Source organism: Pseudomonas sp. LBUM1644, assembly GCF_059716195.1.
Window position 1 is genome coordinate 3,012,189 of record NZ_CP166812.1, and the last position, 17,409, is coordinate 3,029,597.

Below are 17,409 nucleotides of genomic sequence, written 5' to 3' on the forward strand. Positions count from 1 at the left end.
GCTTTCGCGAGCAAGCCCGCCCCCACAAGAAGAGTGCGACCTCATGGGAAAGCTTGTTTGCTACACGCTCAGCAGCAGGAACTCGCGCTCCCAGGAACTGATCACGCGCTTGAAGTTCTCGTGCTCGGCGCGCTTGACCGCGACGTAACCGCGAACGAATTTGCTACCCAGATAGCGCGAGACGGTTTCGCATTCTTCCATCTGCGTCAGCGCGTCCTCGATGGTGATCGGCAGGCGCAGGTTGCGGCGTTCGTAAGCCCGACCCTGCACCGCAGCGCTCGGTTCAATGCGCTCGACCATGCCGAGATACCCGCACAACAGGCTCGCGGCGATGGCCAGGTACGGGTTGGCATCGGCACCTGGCAGACGGTTTTCGACACGCATCGCATCCGGGCTGGAGGTCGGCACGCGCAGGCCGACGGTGCGGTTTTCTTCGCCCCACTCGACGTTCACCGGGGCCGAGGTGTCCGGCAGGAAACGGCGGAACGAGTTGACGTTAGGGGCGAACATCGGCAGGACTTTGGGGATGTATTTTTGCAGGCCGCCAATGTGATGCAGGAACAACTCGCTCATCTGCCCGTTGGCATCGGCGAAGATCGGCTGGCCGGTGACGATGTCGACCACGCTCTGGTGAATGTGCATGGCGCTGCCGGGTTCATCGCCTATCGGCTTGGCCATGAAGGTCGCGGCGACGTTGTGCTTGAGGGCCGCCTCACGCATGGTGCGTTTGAACACAGTGATCTGGTCCGCAAGGTCCAACGCGTCGCCGTGACGGAAGTTGATTTCCATCTGCGCCGGACCGTCTTCGTGGATCAGTGTGTCGAGGTCCAGGCCTTGCAATTCACACCAGTCGTAGACGTCTTCGAACAGCGGATCGAACTCGTTGGCTGCATCAATGGAAAACGACTGGCGACCGCTCTCCGCACGACCGGAACGGCCCATCGGTGCCTTGAGCGGCAAGTCCGGGTCTTCGCAGCGCTGCGTCAGGTAAAACTCCATTTCCGGCGCGACAATCGGCCGCCAGCCTTTGTCGGTGTACAGCTGCAGGACTTTCTTCAGCACGTTGCGCGGCGACAGTTCGATGGGGTTGCCAAATTTGTCGAAGGTGTCGTGAATCACGATGGCCGTCGGTTCGATGGCCCATGGAATCACGTAGACCGCATCGGCGACCGGTTTGCACACCATGTCGATATCGGCGGGGTCGAGCAGGTCGTAGTAGATGTCGTCGTCGACAAAGTCCCCGGTTACCGTTTGCAAAAGCACACTTTCCGGCAGGCGCATGCCTCGCTCATGCAGGAACTTGTTGGTGGGTGCAATTTTGCCGCGTGCAATGCCGGTCAGGTCGCTGACGACGCACTCGACTTCGGTAATCTTGTGATCTTTCAGCCATGTGAACAGCTGATCGAAAGGGACATTCATAAAGACCTCGTTATTGGTTTTATTAGCGCTGGGGAAGACGGTTTCATCCGCCGGACACTTCCCCTGTGGCGCGTTGACGTCTATCTTGGGCGAGCCTTGCAGTTCCATCTATCCACTTTCAGCAGCACCAAAACGCACCAAACGAGTGCGTAGGTCACCCCATGTCAGCGTCCAGTCCGTTACAGGTTCAAGCGTTCAACAACGAAGATGTCGCCGCGCAAATCCGCGCCACACCGGGTTGGGTCCAGCACTATCAGCAAATGTCACCGGGGCATTTCGCCGGGCGGGTGCGCTATCTGGACCTGCAAGGCGTGGAGATTTACGAAGAGCAGATGAACACGCGGGTCGAGCAGAATTTCAGTGCGCCGGAAGGTGCGCTGGCGTTCTGTTTCGACCGAGGCGACAACGCGCTGTATGTGTTGAATGGCGAAAGCCGCAATATCTGGATCACCCCGGAGAACTACCAGGAAATCGCCGTGGTGTTCGGTCCGGAGTTCGTCACGCGTCACGGTTTGAACGTCGCCAGGCTCGAAGGGTTGTTCATGGCGCCGCTCAATTCGGGACAAAACGCGCTGTTCAGTCGCTGGTTGAGCGGGACGTTGACCCGACTGGCGCAAACGCTGGACCCGCCGAGTAAAGAGGCACTCACGCAGCAGTTGCTGGAGGACTGCCTGTATATCCTCGACAACGCCAGTGTCTGTCTTGATCGCGGCAGTTTGCAGCGCCGGACCGAGGAGCGCGCAGTGATGAAACGCATCGGTGAGTGGGCTGCTGATTCCCCGGAAGACACCTTGAACCTGCTGGAGCTTTCCCAGATTGCGGGGGTTTCGCTGCGTCAGTTGCAACACGCTTTCAAGGCCTACACCGGGATGACGCCGACCCATTGGTTGCGCCTGCGCCGGCTTAACAGCGCGCGTCGGGAGCTGCTCAGCCGGACGCCCAACGACACCACGGTGGCCGAAGTGGCGATGCAGTGGTCGTTCTGGCATTTGGGGCGGTTTTCCAGCAGTTATCGGGCGTTGTTCAAGGAGTTGCCGAGTGAAACGCTGAAGCGGGTGGGGGGGTAAAAGCAGTTTGCGGTGATGGCTCGATGCTGTTGGATGGGGTGTATATCCATTTTTTTTGGGAGCGACTGCTGGCGGTTTCGCTCTTACAGCGACTCACTTTTCCAAACGCCGAAAAGTAAGCAAAAGGCTTTGCCCCTCCATTCGGTGCCTCGCTGTGGCTCGGCATGCCCTCACTCCGGCATTGCTCCGGGGGCCCGCCGCCATCGGCCATCCATGGCCGGGGGCGGCTACCGCGGCATCCTTGCCGCGGTGCCCCCTGCGCAACGCCTGCGTTCGGCCTCTGGGAAAGGGGCAGCAGATCTAGATCAAAAGATCGCAGCCTGCGGCAGCTCCTACAGTGGAATGCGATCCCTGTAGGAGCTGCCGCAGGCTGCGATCTTTTGATCTTGATGTGATCGTTTCCACGCAGAGTGGAACGATCGAACATCGACGTACGGCTTTTGATTCTCACCACTCAAGGCCGAGCGTTAGCTCGCCTGTAGCTCTTGATCTTGACGCACCGCCCCCTCGTGAGGCCGAGGGCATGCCGAGCCTAAGCGAGGCACCGAACGAAAGGGGCAGAAGCGCTTTGGTTACTTTCGCGCTTTTCGAAAGTGACTCGCTGTAAAAGCGAAACCGCCAGCCGCCGCTACCGCAGAAACGGATATGCCCCCAACAAAACGCTTTAAAAAAACTATGTTACCCACCTGCACTTATTCGTAACACAGGCCACATCATGGGGCATTTCCACTCGATACTTCGATTAAAAAAATCCCGCTACCCACCCCCCTACAAATCAATAACCCAACCGAATCAACCACCTAACCACCCCCAGCAAAACCTGGCACACAAAATGCTTTTTTGGCTTCATGGATAATTGGATACAAAAATACAAAAGGTGCAATCAATGAAATTCGCCCCTGTCTATTCCGAGCATCAGCCCATCACCGCCGAGGAGGAGGCCTACAACTTTCTGCTCGAAGCCATTTGCAAAGGACGCTATCGCACCGGGGAGCGGCTGATCGCCGAAGACATTGCCGGCGAGATCGGCATGAGCCGAATGCCGGTACGCGAAGCCTTTCGACGTCTGGACGCAGACGGCCTGGTGATTTTGCGGCCCAACCGAGGCGCAATCGTCCGCGGCTTGAACATCGACGAAATGCGCGAAGTCTTCGAAATGCGCAGCGCCCTCGAAGGTCTGGCGATCCGCGTGGCGGTGACGAAAATCACCGAGCGTCATTTCAGCCACCTGGAGCGGCTGCTCGATGAAATGGATGACTACCGCGACGACGGCGCCGAATGGGTCAGTCGCCATCGCGCCTTCCATGAATACCTGTGCAGCCTCAGCGAGCGCCCGCGGCTGATGCGACAAATTTCCGCGCTGTACTCGGTGATCGAACCACACATGCGCCTGTGGCTGCAGCACGCCGACAAACCCCGCAGCGCCCGGGACGAACACGCCTCGATTATTGCCGCGCTGCGTTCCGGCGACCCGGATAAAGCCGCGGAGGTGGTGTGTGAACACATCGAAGGCACCATCCCGCGCCTGATCCAGTTTCTCGAAGCCCACCAATAGAAAACATTCCACCCTGTAGGGGCTGCCGCAGGCTGCGATCTTTTGATCTTGTTTTTTAAAAGCAACATCAAAAGATCGCAGCCTGCGGCAGCTCCTACAGGGGGACATTTGTTGCAGCCACCTGGAGTCATGCCATGCACAAGCCTTGCGCGTTAGTTGCCGTGTTCACCTTGAGTCTGTGTTCGCAATGGGCGTTCGCCGCCCCCGAGTTACCGGAGCGATTAAGCAAGAGCGACAAGATCGTCTATTGCTCCGGCATGGACTCACCACCGCTGGTGTCGTTTGACGTCAAGCAGAAACCCGTCGGGCTTCAGGTCGATATGGGGGAGGCGATTGCCCAGCGGCTGGGCGACAAGAAAGTCGAATGGCGGATCTCGCCCTTCGCCGGCCTGATCCCGGCACTGCTGGCGCAACAATGCGACATGATCGTCGATCAGCTGTTCGATAAGCCGGAACGCCGCGAAGTGATCGATATCGTCAACTTCATGTATTCGAGCCAGTCGATCGTGGTGCCCAAGGGCAACCCGAAATCGGTGACCACGCTGGAGGATCTGTCCGGGCTCAAAGTGGCGGTCAGCAACGGTTCGACCATCCGCATGTTGCTTGGCAAGGAGAACGAAAAGCTTGAGGCCGCCGGCAAGGCGCCGATGAAACTGGTGGTCTATAACGTCGACGCCGATGCATTCCAGGCGCTGCGCATCAACCAGGTAGACGCCTTTGGCACCACGGTGGAGTCCGCCGGCCACTATCAGCAACTGGCGCCGGACCTGTTTCAGTCCGCTGTGCCCGCGTTCAACCGCATCCTCACCGGCTTCGGCGTGCGCAAAGGCGACCCGCAGTTGACCGCGGCATTGACCGAAGTCTTGCAAGGCATGCGCGCGGATGGCAGCTACACCGCGCTCCTCGGTAAATGGCATGTCGACGGTGACAAACTGGACTGAGGGGGTACTCGATGAACTTTAATTGGGACGTGTTTTGGCAGTACTTATTACAGCCCAGCGATGTTTACCTGACCGGATTGTGGCTGACCTGCCTGATCAGCGTATCGGCGATGTTGCTTGGGTGTGCGTTGGGTCTGGTGGCGGCGTTGATGAAGCTGTCGCGCAATCCGCTGCTGCAGTATCCGGTGCGTTTTTATGTGTGGCTGATGCGCGGCACGCCGTTGCTGGTGCAAATCGTTTTTTTGTACACGGCGCTGGCGGCCGGCGGGATCTTTCGTTTTGAAGACCTCGACCTCGGCTGGTTCATCGTGCCGGGCAATATCCAGGCCGCGATCATCGCCCTGGGGCTCAACGAAGGCGCGTACATGGCCGAGATCATCCGTGCGGGCATCGGCGCAGTGGACAAGGGCCAATACGAAGCCGGGCGTTCGCTGGGGATGACCTTTCCCAAACTGATGCGGCGCATCGTGTTGCCACAGGCGTTCCGGGTGATCGTGCCGCCGTTGGGTAACGAATTCAACGTGATGCTCAAAAACACCACGCTGGTCAGCGTCATCGGCGTGCAGGAGCTGTTGCTCAGCACGCAAATGGTCACCTCGGCGACGTTCCGCGTGTTCGAGTTGTACCTGGTGGTCGCCATCTACTTCCTGGCATTGACCACGCTCTGGGGCTTTTTCCAGCGTTGGCTCGAGACGCGGTTCGGACAGTCTGACCGGCCAGCACCCGCCGCCAGCCGTATGTTCGGGCGCAACACCATGAAATTGCTGAGAGGGCGTTGAACATGGCGCACATGAGTGAAGAGCTGGTCATCGAAGCGCTGGATATTCACAAGTCCTTCGGTGACCTGGAAATTCTCAAGGGCATTTCGTTGCAAGTGCGTCGGGGCGAGGTGGTGGTGCTGATCGGCGCGTCCGGTTCCGGTAAAACCACCTTTATCCGCTGCATCAACTTGCTTGAAGACATTCAGTCCGGGCAGATCCGCGTCAGCGGCAAGCCGATGGGTTATCGCACCAAAGCCAACGGCACTCTGGTGAAGGATTCAGAGCGCAACATCGCTCGCCAGCGCCGAGACATCGGCATGGTGTTCCAGCGTTTCAATCTGTTCCCGCACATGACGGCGCTGGAAAACATCATCGAAGCGCCGATCCAGGTGCTGGGCGTGTCTCGCGCCGCGGCGGTGGAACAGGCGAGGGCGCTGCTCAAGCGCGTGGGGTTGGCCGAGAAGGCCAATCATTACCCGTCGATGTTGTCTGGTGGCCAACAGCAGCGGGTGGCCATCGCCCGGGCATTGGCGATGAAACCCCAGGCCATGTTGTTCGACGAACCGACTAGCGCCCTCGACCCGGAAACGGTCGGTGAAGTGCTGCAAGTCATGAAGGAGCTGGCGGAGGAGGGCATGACCATGGTGGTGGTCACCCATGAAATGGGCTTTGCCCGCGAGGTGGCCGATCGGGTGGTGGTGCTCGATCAGGGCGAGTTGATCGAACAAGGCCCGCCCGAACAAATCTTCAGCCAACCGAAGCACGCCCGCACCCGCGCCTTTCTCAGCCGGGTGTTGTAGGAGCGAGCTTGCTCCGGGCGGCGTGCCGACGATGGTCGCTAACGATAACGCCTGCCAGCTGAATAAACACGGCGCCCTGTAGGAGCGAGCTTGCTCGCGATGGTCGTAAACGATAACGCGCGCCAGCTGAATAAACGCGGCGCTCTTATGTTCATCGCGAGCGAGCTCGCTCCTACATTTTTTTTCTGATCATTACTTTTGTGTGAGTCTGCCATGTTCAAATTTTCTGCCCACGAATACCCCTACGCCTCGCAGCGCCAAAGTGTTTTCGCCAAACGCGGCATGGTCGCCGCCTCGCAACCGCTGGCCGCCGAAGCCGGCATTGAAATCATGCGCCGCGGCGGCAATGCCATCGACGCGGCGATTGCTACGGCGGCGGCATTGACGGTGGTCGAGCCGACCGGTTGCGGCATTGGTGGCGACGCCTTTGCGCTGGTTTGGACCCAGGACAAATTGCACGGCCTGAACGCCAATGGCGCTGCCCCGCACGCGCTGAGCATTGACGCGGTGAAAGACGCCGGGCATGAAAAAATGCCCTTGCATGGCTGGACACCGGTGACCGTCCCCGGTTGCCCGTCGGCCTGGGCTGAATTGTCCAGGCGCTTCGGGCGCTTGCCGTTTGCTGACCTGCTGCAACCGGCAATCAGCCTGGCGCGAGACGGGTTTCCGGTATCGCCGGTGGTTGCCCTGCAATGGCAAACCGCGTTGGAAGACTTCACTCCGGATCGCGATGACGTGCTCGACAGCTGGTTCGAGACCTTTCTGATCGATGGCCGGGCACCTCGCGCCGGCGAGATGTTCCGCAACCCGGCGCAAGCGCGGACGCTGTCAGAGCTGGCGAGCACCGAGTGCGAAAGTCTTTATCGCGGCGCACTGGCGCAACGTCTGGACGCGCATTCGCGAGCCACGGGCGGTTATCTGCGCGCCAGTGATTTGCAGGATTACCGCGCCCAATGGGTCGACCCGATCAAGGTCAACTATCGCGGCGTCGATGTTTGGGAGATACCACCCAGCGGCCAGGGCCTCGTGGCGTTGATGACCTTGAAGATTCTCGAAGGTTTCGACTTTGATCACCGCGACAGCCAGCAAACCTGGCACCGCCAGCTCGAGGCGATGAAACTTGCCTACAGCGACGGCCTGCACTACATCACGGACCCGGAGCACATGCGGGTTGCGGTGGACGATTTGCTCAGCGATCACTATGCCGCGCATCGTCGCGGGCAAATCGGCGAACGGGCAGTGACGCCGCAACCCGGCGACCCGCACGCCAGCGGCACGGTGTACCTGGCGACCGCTGATGCCGAGGGCAACATGGTCTCGTTCATCCAGAGCAACTACCACGGTTTCGGCTCGGGCGTCGTGCTGCCCGACAGCGGCATCGCCCTGCAAAACCGCGGAGAAGAGTTCAGCCTCGATCCAGCTCATGCGAATTGCCTGGCCCCGGGCAAAAAAACCTTCCACACCATCATCCCGGGCTTTCTGAGCAAGGGCGGCGTGCCGATGGGGCCGTTCGGCGTCATGGGCGGCTACATGCAGCCGCAAGGGCATGTGCAGATGGTCATGAATCTGGTTGATTTCGGCCTCAACCCGCAAGCAGCGCTGGATGCACCGCGCTGGCAATGGCTGGGCGGCTTGAAAGTCGGTATCGAGCAGGGCGCTTCACGCGATATGGCAGCGGCATTGGCGCGGCGTGGGCATCAAGTGGAAGTGGTGTGCGATCTCACCAGTTACGGCCGCGGACAAATTATCCTGCGCGACCCCGAAACGGGTGTTCTGTGCGGCGGAACCGAGCCGCGCACGGACTCGCATATCGCGGTGTGCTGACGGGGAGAGTGGTGAGGGTGTTGTGCCCTCATCACTTGGCATCAGGCTGGCGTAATCGGCTTGGCCAATTCGATACCGGCCGCGCCCAGGCGTTTGAGAATCTCAAATAGCAAATCACTTTTGGTTGTACCGACGATTCTCGGGCTGTTGACGTAACCGGTGACCGTCAACGTGATGCCCTCGGATGTCAGTTTGCTGAATCGAACAAAAGGCGCCGGTTTGTCGAGGATGGTTTCGTGCTCGCAATAGGTGTCGTACAACAGGTTTTGTACTTGCTCGGGGTCAATGTCCAACGGGAACAATAATTCAAGGGTCGCTACCCCTTGTGCGGTGCCACCCAGCGTCACATTGCGCAAGTTTTGCGAGATCAATTGAGAGTTCGGAACGATGACAATCGAGCGGTCGCTGAGTTGTATTTCGGTGGCCCTGACGTTAATGCGCCGAATATCACCCTCAACCCCGCTAATACTGATCAGGTCGCCGACCTTGACCGGGCGCTCCGTCAGAAGAATCAAACCGGAAACGAAGTTTTTGACGATTTCCTGCAAGCCGAACCCGATACCCACCGACAAGGCGCTGACGATCCACGCCAGGTTGGTCCACTTGATACCCAGTGAAGACAGCGTCAGCAGGATCACCAGGGCGTAGCCGATGTTGGCGAAGAGTGTGCTGAGGGAGGCACACATACCAGGGTCCATATCGGTTTTCGGCAGGAATTCGTTATCCAGCCATCGGCGAAGCGATCGAATCAGGTAGATGCCAATCAACAGTGCCAACACGGCATTGAGCAAGTGGCCCGGAATGATGTTCAGTTTGCGCAAACCATCGCCGCCGAGGATGGCGAACGTCTGGGTGACCAGTTGCCCAAGCGTCGTTCCCACCCCGCCCACAAACAGCGAAATGACAGCGAGCAGCAATAATGTCGCGCGACCCGCGCCGGATAGAACGATCGACACTTGCTCAAGGCGTACATCGCCAATCCCGAGCAATTGCTTGAAGGCTTTGCCGCTGGGATTCTTGGGAGAAAACAGATATTCACAGCAGTCTTTCAACAGCTGAACGAGCAAGTAGAAGCCGGACAGGATGATAAATCCCCATACCAGTTCGTAAGTGATGAATCTCGCCAGGGAGACATAGCCGATCAGCAGCGCAATCAGCGATACCAGAATCGCAATACAGGCCAAGGAGTAAATCAGGCCGGCGAGGGTGGTACTCGCTTCAGGTGCCTCGCCGGAAGCCGCCACGGCTCTTCGAATCTTGCTGGCACGCAGGAATAAAGTACCGATAAGCAACGTGACGACGAGCGCGATCACGCCACGGCCAAAGAGTATGGCGGGGGTGCTCATGCCGGTGACATTGGTTATTTGCGCCAATCCCACCAGTACCAGCAGCGTGCCGGCCAGTATTCTGGGAAAAGGTGTCATCGCCAGCGCGACGGGATCGGAGATCGCCGGTAGCCGCCAGGAGGGATGTTGGGTCGACAACAGTGCCCGACTCAAACCGGTAATCAGCACACAGGTATAAATAAGCTTTTCAAACTCATCGGCGAAGTTCTGCATCATGGGTGACAACGGCAGTTGCCGTGTGAGGGCATAAAACAATAGCTGCATCGCGCAAGCGGTGGTCAATACCGTGGCCACGACTGACGCCAGTGCCAGTGAACTTCGTCGTAAACGCCCTTCAGGCATTCGATGAATGCACACCCAGGTCAGCCCGCGGTCCGCGATGCGTCGTCCCCAGGTCCAAATAGCCAGGGACAGCACTATCAGTGCGAACGCAAACAAACGCTCGCCGGGTTGCCAGGCGTTCTTGATTGCGCCGCCGGCCTGTTCGATGAAGTCGCGCAGTCGCTCACGGTCCTCCCATAGCGGGTTAAACAACGGCGCCCAAAACCCCGGCCCCAGAATGCTGCCGCTGCGCAGCGTTACTTCGGACTCCAGAAGACTGCGTCGGATCGCCGCAATCTGAATGATCAGGTCGGTGGCGCTTCGCCTGAGCGTTGCCAGGGTTTTCAAGTTGGCATCGATGGCGTTCTTTTGCTCGGAGAGTAAGGTCCTTTGCGCCGCGATATCGGACTTTTCTGATGTGACATCACCGGGTAATACAGGGCCCAGAACATCAAGCTGAGCTTGCAGTTGCTTCTGTTCGGGCAGCAGCGATGACTGCAAGTTGTCGACATCACTGATAAACAACTGAACAGAATCTTGCAGCCCGACCATCAGGGTCAGGTTATTGGCCAACGAAACCTGTTGTTTGAGTCGGTCGAGCCGGATTTGCAAGCCTTGCAGGTCGCTCTGGGACACCGCAAAGGACGAAGTGACTGACGAGGGGAGTGTAGAGGCGGCGCCAGCGACAGCCGACAGCGCACCGACGCTCGTGCCCCACAGTGCAATCGCGAAGAACAGGATCAATTTCAGTGCAGGACGCATCGGCATGCCCAAGCGGCTTTAGCCATTCAGGTTAGGCCATGGCGTGTGCCGGTGCGAAAAATAAAGTCAAAAGCTCGCAGCCTGCGGCAGCTCCTACAGATGAATGCGTACTTTGTAGGAGCTGCCGCAGGCTGCGAGCTTTTGATGGGCTGATTGTTCTGATTACGCAAACACTGAAGTCGCCGAGAATGGAATTGTTGGCGTAGTGACGGGCTTGTAGCCTCCATTACGCCGAACACTACGATCTGCCAACGATCGAGTGGAGCCCCAGCCAAGGCTCATCAAGACAGACACTTCAACGTCATACCTTGTTTTCGGACTTCTCCCCCCTCGGGGGTTTGGCCCCTAATAAAAATAAGGAAGGCAGGTATGACTATTCGTGCATGGGTTTGCGCAGCAACTCTGTTCGCTCCCGTTCTGGGGGCTGATGTTTTGTTTCCTTCGATGGCGTCGGCGGCGGATGATCCGATGGGCTCGCTGGTTCGCGGTGTGTTTGGCGACAGTCTTGAGCGCGAGCATGGCATCAAGATCTACGGCTGGGCCCAGGCAGGCGTGATCTATAACAACAACGGCACGGATGACGTCAGCAAACAAAGCTTCTTCAATACCGACGAAGGCGTGAACCTCAACCAGTTCGCCCTGGCCGTGGAAAAGAAACCCAAGAGTAACGTGGTCGGGCGTGTCGGACCGTTTCCCGGGCCGATGCCGCAAGAGGCTGACTGGGGTTTCAACGTTACGGCCCTGTATGGCAAGGATGCGCGCTACTTCAAGACGTATGGCTGGGACGAAGACCTGAGCGTCAATCGCAACAACAAGGCCGAAGATCCAGCGTTCACCATCGCTCAAGCGTACGCCGACTTCTACTTCCCGGTGCTCGGTGGTTCAGACCTGATGATCGGGATTTTCCACACACCGCTGGAAAATGAAATCGGCTTTGCCTTGCCATCGCCGGCACCGACAGACTTCTATTCGCACACTTATTCCTTCATGCACGGCCCGGCCAAACATGCCGGTGCGCTGTACTCGTTCAAGCTGCCCTCGGCGCCCGGTGAAAGCATGCTCGGCTTCGAACTGGGCGTGGTCCAGGGCTGGAACAACTTGCAGGATCCCAACCATGATCCGGATGTCATCGCCAACGTGCGCTGGCGCTCGGCGGACTTCAGCACCTGGATTGATTGGGAAAACATCTACGGCAACGGCGCCGGCGACAGCTTCGCCGAATGCAGTTGTGGCTCGCCATTGCCGGCCGGCACCAAGGATGACGATTACAAACGCCTGGCTTCCTACCTGACGCTCTCGCAGGTACTCGACCCGAGCAACCGCGTGGCGCTGGAGTTGAATTACGGCAAGCAGGAGCAAGGCGCTTTTGCCGGGTTCGCCAATAAAAGCGACGCAACCTGGTACGGCACGGACGTCAACTGGTATCACAAACTCAGCGAAACCGTGATGTGGAACAGTCGCGCCGAGTGGTTCTACACCGATGCGCCGGTGCACGTGATGATGGCTAACATCGACCCGCACACCGGGATTCCCGACCCGACGTGGGGCAGTTTCTACGGCGTGACCACCAACCTGGCCTGGACACCGACGCCCAACGTGCGCCTGCGCCCGGAATTGCGCTACGACATCCATTCCGGCCCCGGTCGCGACGCGTATGCCGATGGGCAAAAAGACTCGCAAGTGGTCGCCTCTTTCGACGTCAGCTTCTTTTTCTAAACCGTCCACTTTTGCAAAGCCTCTGACCCTGCGTGATGGCTCATTCCACACGCTGTGACCTTGTTCGTCAGGACTTTGCCGATACGCAGCCGCATTGGAGCATTACATGACAGACAACAACGATAAAAACCTGTTTGGCCGCGACTTCTCTCGCCGTGATTTTCTGCGCAGCACGGGCGTCGCCGCCGGCGGCGTGGCGCTGGCGAGCCTGCCGTTCAACTTTGCCCTCGGTAGCGAACGGGTGATCAAAATCGGCTACGTCAGCCCGCAAACCGGCCCGTTGGCACCTTTTGCGTCGGCCGATAACTACATCATCGAATCGCTCAAGCAAGTGCTGAAGAATTCGATCAACGTGGCCGGCAAGGCCTATCGATTGGAGGTCATCGTCAAGGACAGCCAGTCCAACCCCAACCGCGCGGCGGAAGTGGCGAGCGAGCTGATTCTGTCCGACCAGGTCGACCTGATGCTGGTGTCGTCGACGCCGGAAACCACCAACCCGGTTTCCGACCAATGTGAAATCAACGAGATCCCGTGCATTTCCACGGTTGCACCGTGGCAGCCGTGGTTTTTCACTCGCGGTGGCAAACCGGACCAGGGTTTCGAATGGACCTATCATTTCTTCTGGGGCCTGGAGGATGTGATCGGCACCTACAGCGCCATGTGGGGCGCCCTGCCGTCGAACAAAGTGGTCGGTGGTCTGTTCCCCAATGACGGCGACGGCAATGCCTGGGGCGACCAGAAGCTCGGCTTTCCACCGGTGTTGGCTCAAAAGGGCTTCCAACTGGTCGATCCCGGACGCTTTCAAAGCCTGACTGACGATTTCTCGGCACAGATCGCCGCGTTCAAAAAAGCCGACGTCGAGATCGTCACCGGTGTGGTCATTCCACCGGACCTGAGCACGTTCTGGACCCAGGCTCGCCAACAAGGCTTCAAGCCCAAGGCGGTATCGGTGGGCAAGGCGCTGTTGTTTCCCACGGCGGTGGAAGCGCTGGGCAAGGCCGGCAACAACCTGTCGACTGAAATCTGGTGGAGCCCGACGCACCCGTTCAGCTCGTCGTTGACCGGCGCCACTGCCGGGCAGTTGGCCCAGGGTTTCACCCAGGCCACCGGCAAACAGTGGACTCAACCGCTGGGTTTCGTGCATGCCTTGTTCGAACTGGCGGTGGACATCCTCCAGCGCACCGAAGAAGTCGGCAACCCGCATGCGGTTCGCGATGCCTTGCTCAAGACCCACCTCAACACCGTGGTCGGGCCGATCAACTGGAACAACGGACCGGTAAAAAACGTCGCCAAGACGCCCCTGGTCAGCGGCCAATGGCGATTGGGCAAAGACAACAAATACGACCTGATCGTGACCAGCAATGCCACCGCGCCGGCCATTCCGCTGGGTGGCGAGATGCAGGCCATTACGTACTGATTGCTCGAAAAAAAGCGGGTGCAACATGCAACAGCCACTTCTGCAAATGAACGACGTGCACAAAAGCTACGGCTCGTTAAAGGTCACGGACGCAATGAGTCTGGACCTGCAACCGGGTGAAGCCTTGGGCATCATCGGCCCCAACGGTGCGGGTAAAAGCACACTGTTTAACCTGATCGCCGGTGGCGTGGCGGCTGACAGCGGCACGATCCACTTCGAAGGACGCAACGTCACCGGCGAGCCGGTGTTCAAGCGCTGCCAGCAAGGCATTGGCCGCTCCCACCAGATCCCGCATCCGTTCGTGAAAATGACCGTGTTCGAGAACTTGCTGGTGGGCGCCACTTTCGGCGCGCGATTGAGCGACAAGGAAGCCAATCAATGGTGCGCACAAACCCTTGAGCTGACGGGGCTGATGCGCAAGGCCAACGTCCTGGCCGGTTCGCTGACACTGCTCGACCGCAAACGCCTGGAAATGGCCCGCGCCTTGTCGACCCAACCACGGCTGTTGTTGCTGGATGAAATCGCCGGTGGCCTGACCGAACCGGAATGCCTGGCGCTGGTGGAAACCATTCAGGGCATCCACAAGGCCGGCGTTGCCATCATCTGGATCGAACACATCGTGCATGCGCTGCTCGCGGTGGTCAGCCGGCTGACGGTGATCAACTTCGGCGCCAAATTGGCCGAAGGGGAGCCGCGCAGCGTGATGGCCGACCCTCGGGTCCAGGACATCTACATGGGCATCGGGAGCTGAACATGCCGACTCATTCAAACTTGCTGTCGATTGAAAAACTCTGTGCCGGCTACGGCGACTTTCAGGCGCTGTTTGATATCAGCCTGACCCTTGAGGCGGGTGAAACGGTGGCGATCATTGGTTCCAACGGTGCGGGCAAGTCGACGTTCCTGCGCTCGCTGGCCGGACTGATCAAAAACCAGCCCGACGCCATCACCTTCAAGGGCCAGGCCATCGGCGATCTGGCGGCCAATCAGGTGCTGGAGCGAGGCATCGCCTTGGTGCCAGAAGGCCGAAAGTTGTTTCCGTCACTCAGCGTCGAGGAAAACCTGCTGATCGGTGCCTACAGCAAGCGTCCCGGTCCGTGGACGCTGGCGCGGATCTATCAGCTGTTTCCGGTACTGGAAAAACTGCGTAAGCGCCCAGGCACCGCGCTGTCCGGCGGCCAGCAGCAAATGGTTGCGATTGGCCGGGGCTTGATGGCCAACCCGCATCTGCTGCTGTGCGACGAGATCAGCCTGGGCCTGGCGCCGACGACGATCAAAGACATCTATGCAGCGCTGCCTTCGATCAAGGCCGACGGCACCACGGTGATTCTCGTCGAGCAGGACATCAATCAGGCGCTGAGTGTCTGCGACCGCTTCTATTGCTTCCAGGAAGGGCGCGTGTCCCTGACCGGGCGTCCGGGGGATGCGGACAAAGCGCAAATCAAAGCCGCGTATTTCGGGATCTAGTGATGGAATGGCTCAATACTCTGCTTCAAGGCATGTTGCTGGGCGGCCTCTACGCGATGTTTGCGGTGGGGCTGTCGCTGATGTTCGGCATCATGCGCCTGGTCAATATTGCTCACGGCGACTTTATCGTGCTGGCCTCGTACCTGGCGCTGATGGTGGTCAATCACCTGGGCTTCAGCCCGCTGGCGAGCCTGCTGGTGGTGGTGCCGCTGATGTTCTGTTTCGGCTACCTGCTGCAGCGGCTGTTGCTCAACCGAACCCTGGGCTCCGACATTCTGCCGCCGCTGTTGGTGACCTTCGGCCTCTCGATCATTGTGCAGAACGTGTTGCTGGAATTTTTCAGCGCCGACAGCCAAAAGCTATCCCAGGGCGACCTTGAAGTGGCCAGTGTCGGTTTCGGCAGTTTGAGCGTGGGCGTCATGCCGCTGATCGTGTTTTGCAGCGCGCTGCTGATCATTGGCGGCCTGCAATTGCTGTTCTACAAAACCGCGCTGGGGCGGGCGTTTCGCGCCACCTCCGATGACCAGCACACCGCGCGGCTGATGGGCGTCAACAACGCGCATATTTTCGGCCTGGCCATGGCGTTGGCAATGGCAGTGGTATCGATTGCCGGGGTGTTCCTGGCGATTCGCACCAGTTTCGACCCGACAGTAGGGCCGGCGCGTCTGCTTTACGGTTTTGAGGCGGTGATCATCGGCGGGTTGGGCAGCCTCTGGGGCACCCTGGCTGGCGGGGTGATTCTCGGTGTCGCCCAGGCATTGGGGGCAAAAATCGATCCCGGCTGGCAAATCCTTGCCGGTCATCTTGTGTTTCTGCTGATCCTGGTCGTGCGCCCGCGTGGCCTGTTTCCCCGGAGTGTCGACTGATGAATGCCTTGAATAACCCCGCGCTCAGCTATCGCGTACAGCGCACCACCCGCAGCAGCATGGTCGGCCTGTCGTTGCTGGGCGTGTGTGTGTTGCTGTTGATCAGTGCGCCATTCTGGGCGGATCGTTCAAGCCTGCGGATTGTGGTGGAATTCGCGTACTACCTGGCGCTGGCGCAAATGTGGAACCTGCTGGCCGGTTACGCTGGCATGGTCTCGGTGGGGCAGCAGGCGTTCGTCGGTCTGGGCGGGTATCTGCTGTTTATGCTGTCCACGCATTTTGGTGTGCCGCCCTTGTTCGCGGTGTTGCTCTCGGGCGTGCTGGTCGCCTTGTTGGCGATTCCCACCGCGTTGATCGTGTTTCGGTTGCGCGGCGCCTACTTTGCGATTGGCACCTGGGTGGTGGCAGAAGTCTTTCGCCTGGGGCTGGCGCAGATGAGCAGCCTCGGCGGTGGGTCCGGGCAAAGCCTGCCAGCGGCGATTGTGCGACAGATCGGCAATGACCGGGACGGACGTGAAATGCTGATCTACTTCACCGCACTGGCCATCGCGATGGCGGCCGTGGCGGTGGTGTTCTTTATGCTGCGTTCGCGCCAAGGCCTGGCCCTGGCGTCTATTCGCGATTCCGAACCAGCGTCCGGCAGCCTGGGCGTCAACACCTTCCGTACCAAGTTGATGGTGTACGTGCTGGCGGCCGGGTGTACGGGCGTGGTCGGGGCGCTGATTTTCCTGCAGAAACTGCGAATCTCCCCGGATGCGGCGTTCAACCTGCAGGACTGGACGGCGGTGGTGATCTTCATTGTCATCATCGGCGGCATTGGCACCCTGGAGGGGCCGTTGATCGGCACGCTGATTTACTTTGTGTTGCGCGGTTGCCTGGCGCAATACGGCGCGGTGTACATGATTATCCTCGGCGTGGTGGCGGTGGTGATGATGCTCAAGGCGCCGCAAGGCGTGTGGGGCTTGATCAGTGAACGCCTGGGCTGGCAGGTTTTCCCGATGCAGCGGCGGTTGACTGTTCAGCCACGAGAGTAACGAGCTCTTTGTAGGAGCTGCCGCAGGCTGCGATCTTTTGATCTCGCTTTTAAAAGCAACGTCAAAAGATCGCAGCCTGCGGCAGCTCCTACAAAGCGAGCGTCAGGGATGTGGAG

The 17,409-nt window shown here is 59.2% G+C and carries 14 protein-coding genes; 12 read left to right on the forward strand and 2 right to left on the reverse strand.

The genetic code is table 11. The annotated features are described in order from the left end of the window. Positions 1-60: 60 nt before the first annotated feature. The gene (locus tag ACA052_RS13550) at positions 61-1,419 is read right to left on the reverse strand and encodes a glutamine synthetase family protein (RefSeq protein ID WP_497650137.1); all 1,359 of its coding nucleotides are present in this window, start codon (positions 1,417-1,419) and stop codon (positions 61-63) included. Between the two features lie 161 nt (positions 1,420-1,580). Here ACA052_RS13550 and ACA052_RS13555 point away from each other — a divergent pair, with 161 nt between their 5' ends. The 6 genes from ACA052_RS13555 (at position 1,581) to ACA052_RS13580 (ending at position 8,367) form a co-directional block, all read left to right on the forward strand. Then, entirely contained in the window at positions 1,581-2,486 is a 906-nt protein-coding gene (locus tag ACA052_RS13555) for a helix-turn-helix domain-containing protein (protein WP_497650138.1), read from the forward strand. A gap of 886 nt (positions 2,487-3,372) precedes the next feature. Beyond that, positions 3,373-4,041: a GntR family transcriptional regulator gene (locus ACA052_RS13560; RefSeq protein WP_497650139.1), complete on the forward strand. Its 669-nt coding sequence runs from the start codon at positions 3,373-3,375 to the stop codon at positions 4,039-4,041. 134 nt (positions 4,042-4,175) lie between these two features. Further along, positions 4,176-4,982: an ABC transporter substrate-binding protein gene (locus ACA052_RS13565; RefSeq protein ID WP_497650140.1), complete on the forward strand. Its 807-nt coding sequence runs from the start codon at positions 4,176-4,178 to the stop codon at positions 4,980-4,982. Positions 4,983-4,993: 11 nt separating this feature from the next. Further along, positions 4,994-5,761: an amino acid ABC transporter permease gene (locus tag ACA052_RS13570; RefSeq protein ID WP_497650141.1), complete on the forward strand. Its 768-nt coding sequence runs from the start codon at positions 4,994-4,996 to the stop codon at positions 5,759-5,761. Between the two features lie 2 nt (positions 5,762-5,763). Beyond that, a complete protein-coding gene (locus ACA052_RS13575; protein WP_497650142.1) occupies positions 5,764-6,543 on the forward strand; it encodes an amino acid ABC transporter ATP-binding protein in 780 nt (259 codons plus the stop codon). A gap of 213 nt (positions 6,544-6,756) precedes the next feature. Next, positions 6,757-8,367 carry a gamma-glutamyltransferase family protein gene (locus ACA052_RS13580; RefSeq protein WP_497650143.1) on the forward strand — a complete coding sequence of 537 codons (1,611 nt, stop codon included), beginning with the start codon at positions 6,757-6,759 and terminating at the stop codon, positions 8,365-8,367. A gap of 41 nt (positions 8,368-8,408) precedes the next feature. On the opposite strand, the gene ACA052_RS13585 is transcribed toward ACA052_RS13580, so the two are convergent. Further along, entirely contained in the window at positions 8,409-10,796 is a 2,388-nt protein-coding gene (locus ACA052_RS13585; protein ID WP_497650319.1) for a DUF3772 domain-containing protein, read from the reverse strand. A 369-nt stretch (positions 10,797-11,165) separates the two neighbouring features. Here ACA052_RS13585 and ACA052_RS13590 point away from each other — a divergent pair, with 369 nt between their 5' ends. The 6 genes from ACA052_RS13590 to ACA052_RS13615 all read left to right on the forward strand — a co-directional run bounded on the left by ACA052_RS13590 (position 11,166) and on the right by ACA052_RS13615 (position 17,293). Further along, on the forward strand, positions 11,166-12,512 hold the full coding sequence (locus ACA052_RS13590) for an outer membrane beta-barrel protein (protein WP_497650144.1): 1,347 nt from the start codon (positions 11,166-11,168) through the stop codon (positions 12,510-12,512). 106 nt (positions 12,513-12,618) lie between these two features. Further along, on the forward strand, positions 12,619-13,929 hold the full coding sequence (locus tag ACA052_RS13595) for an ABC transporter substrate-binding protein (protein WP_497650145.1): 1,311 nt from the start codon (positions 12,619-12,621) through the stop codon (positions 13,927-13,929). 25 nt (positions 13,930-13,954) lie between these two features. After that, on the forward strand, positions 13,955-14,680 hold the full coding sequence (locus tag ACA052_RS13600) for an ABC transporter ATP-binding protein (RefSeq protein ID WP_497650146.1): 726 nt from the start codon (positions 13,955-13,957) through the stop codon (positions 14,678-14,680). 20 nt (positions 14,681-14,700) lie between these two features. Continuing rightward, positions 14,701-15,393, forward strand: a complete 693-nt coding sequence (locus ACA052_RS13605; RefSeq protein ID WP_201181518.1) for an ATP-binding cassette domain-containing protein — start codon at positions 14,701-14,703, stop codon at positions 15,391-15,393. Between the two features lie 2 nt (positions 15,394-15,395). After that, complete coding sequence (locus ACA052_RS13610; protein ID WP_497650147.1) at positions 15,396-16,259, forward strand: branched-chain amino acid ABC transporter permease; 864 nt, start codon at positions 15,396-15,398, stop codon at positions 16,257-16,259. Continuing rightward, positions 16,259-17,293 carry a branched-chain amino acid ABC transporter permease gene (locus ACA052_RS13615; RefSeq protein WP_497650148.1) on the forward strand — a complete coding sequence of 345 codons (1,035 nt, stop codon included), beginning with the start codon at positions 16,259-16,261 and terminating at the stop codon, positions 17,291-17,293. The genes ACA052_RS13610 and ACA052_RS13615 overlap by 1 nt, the downstream gene beginning before the upstream one ends. Positions 17,294-17,409 lie beyond the last annotated feature (116 nt).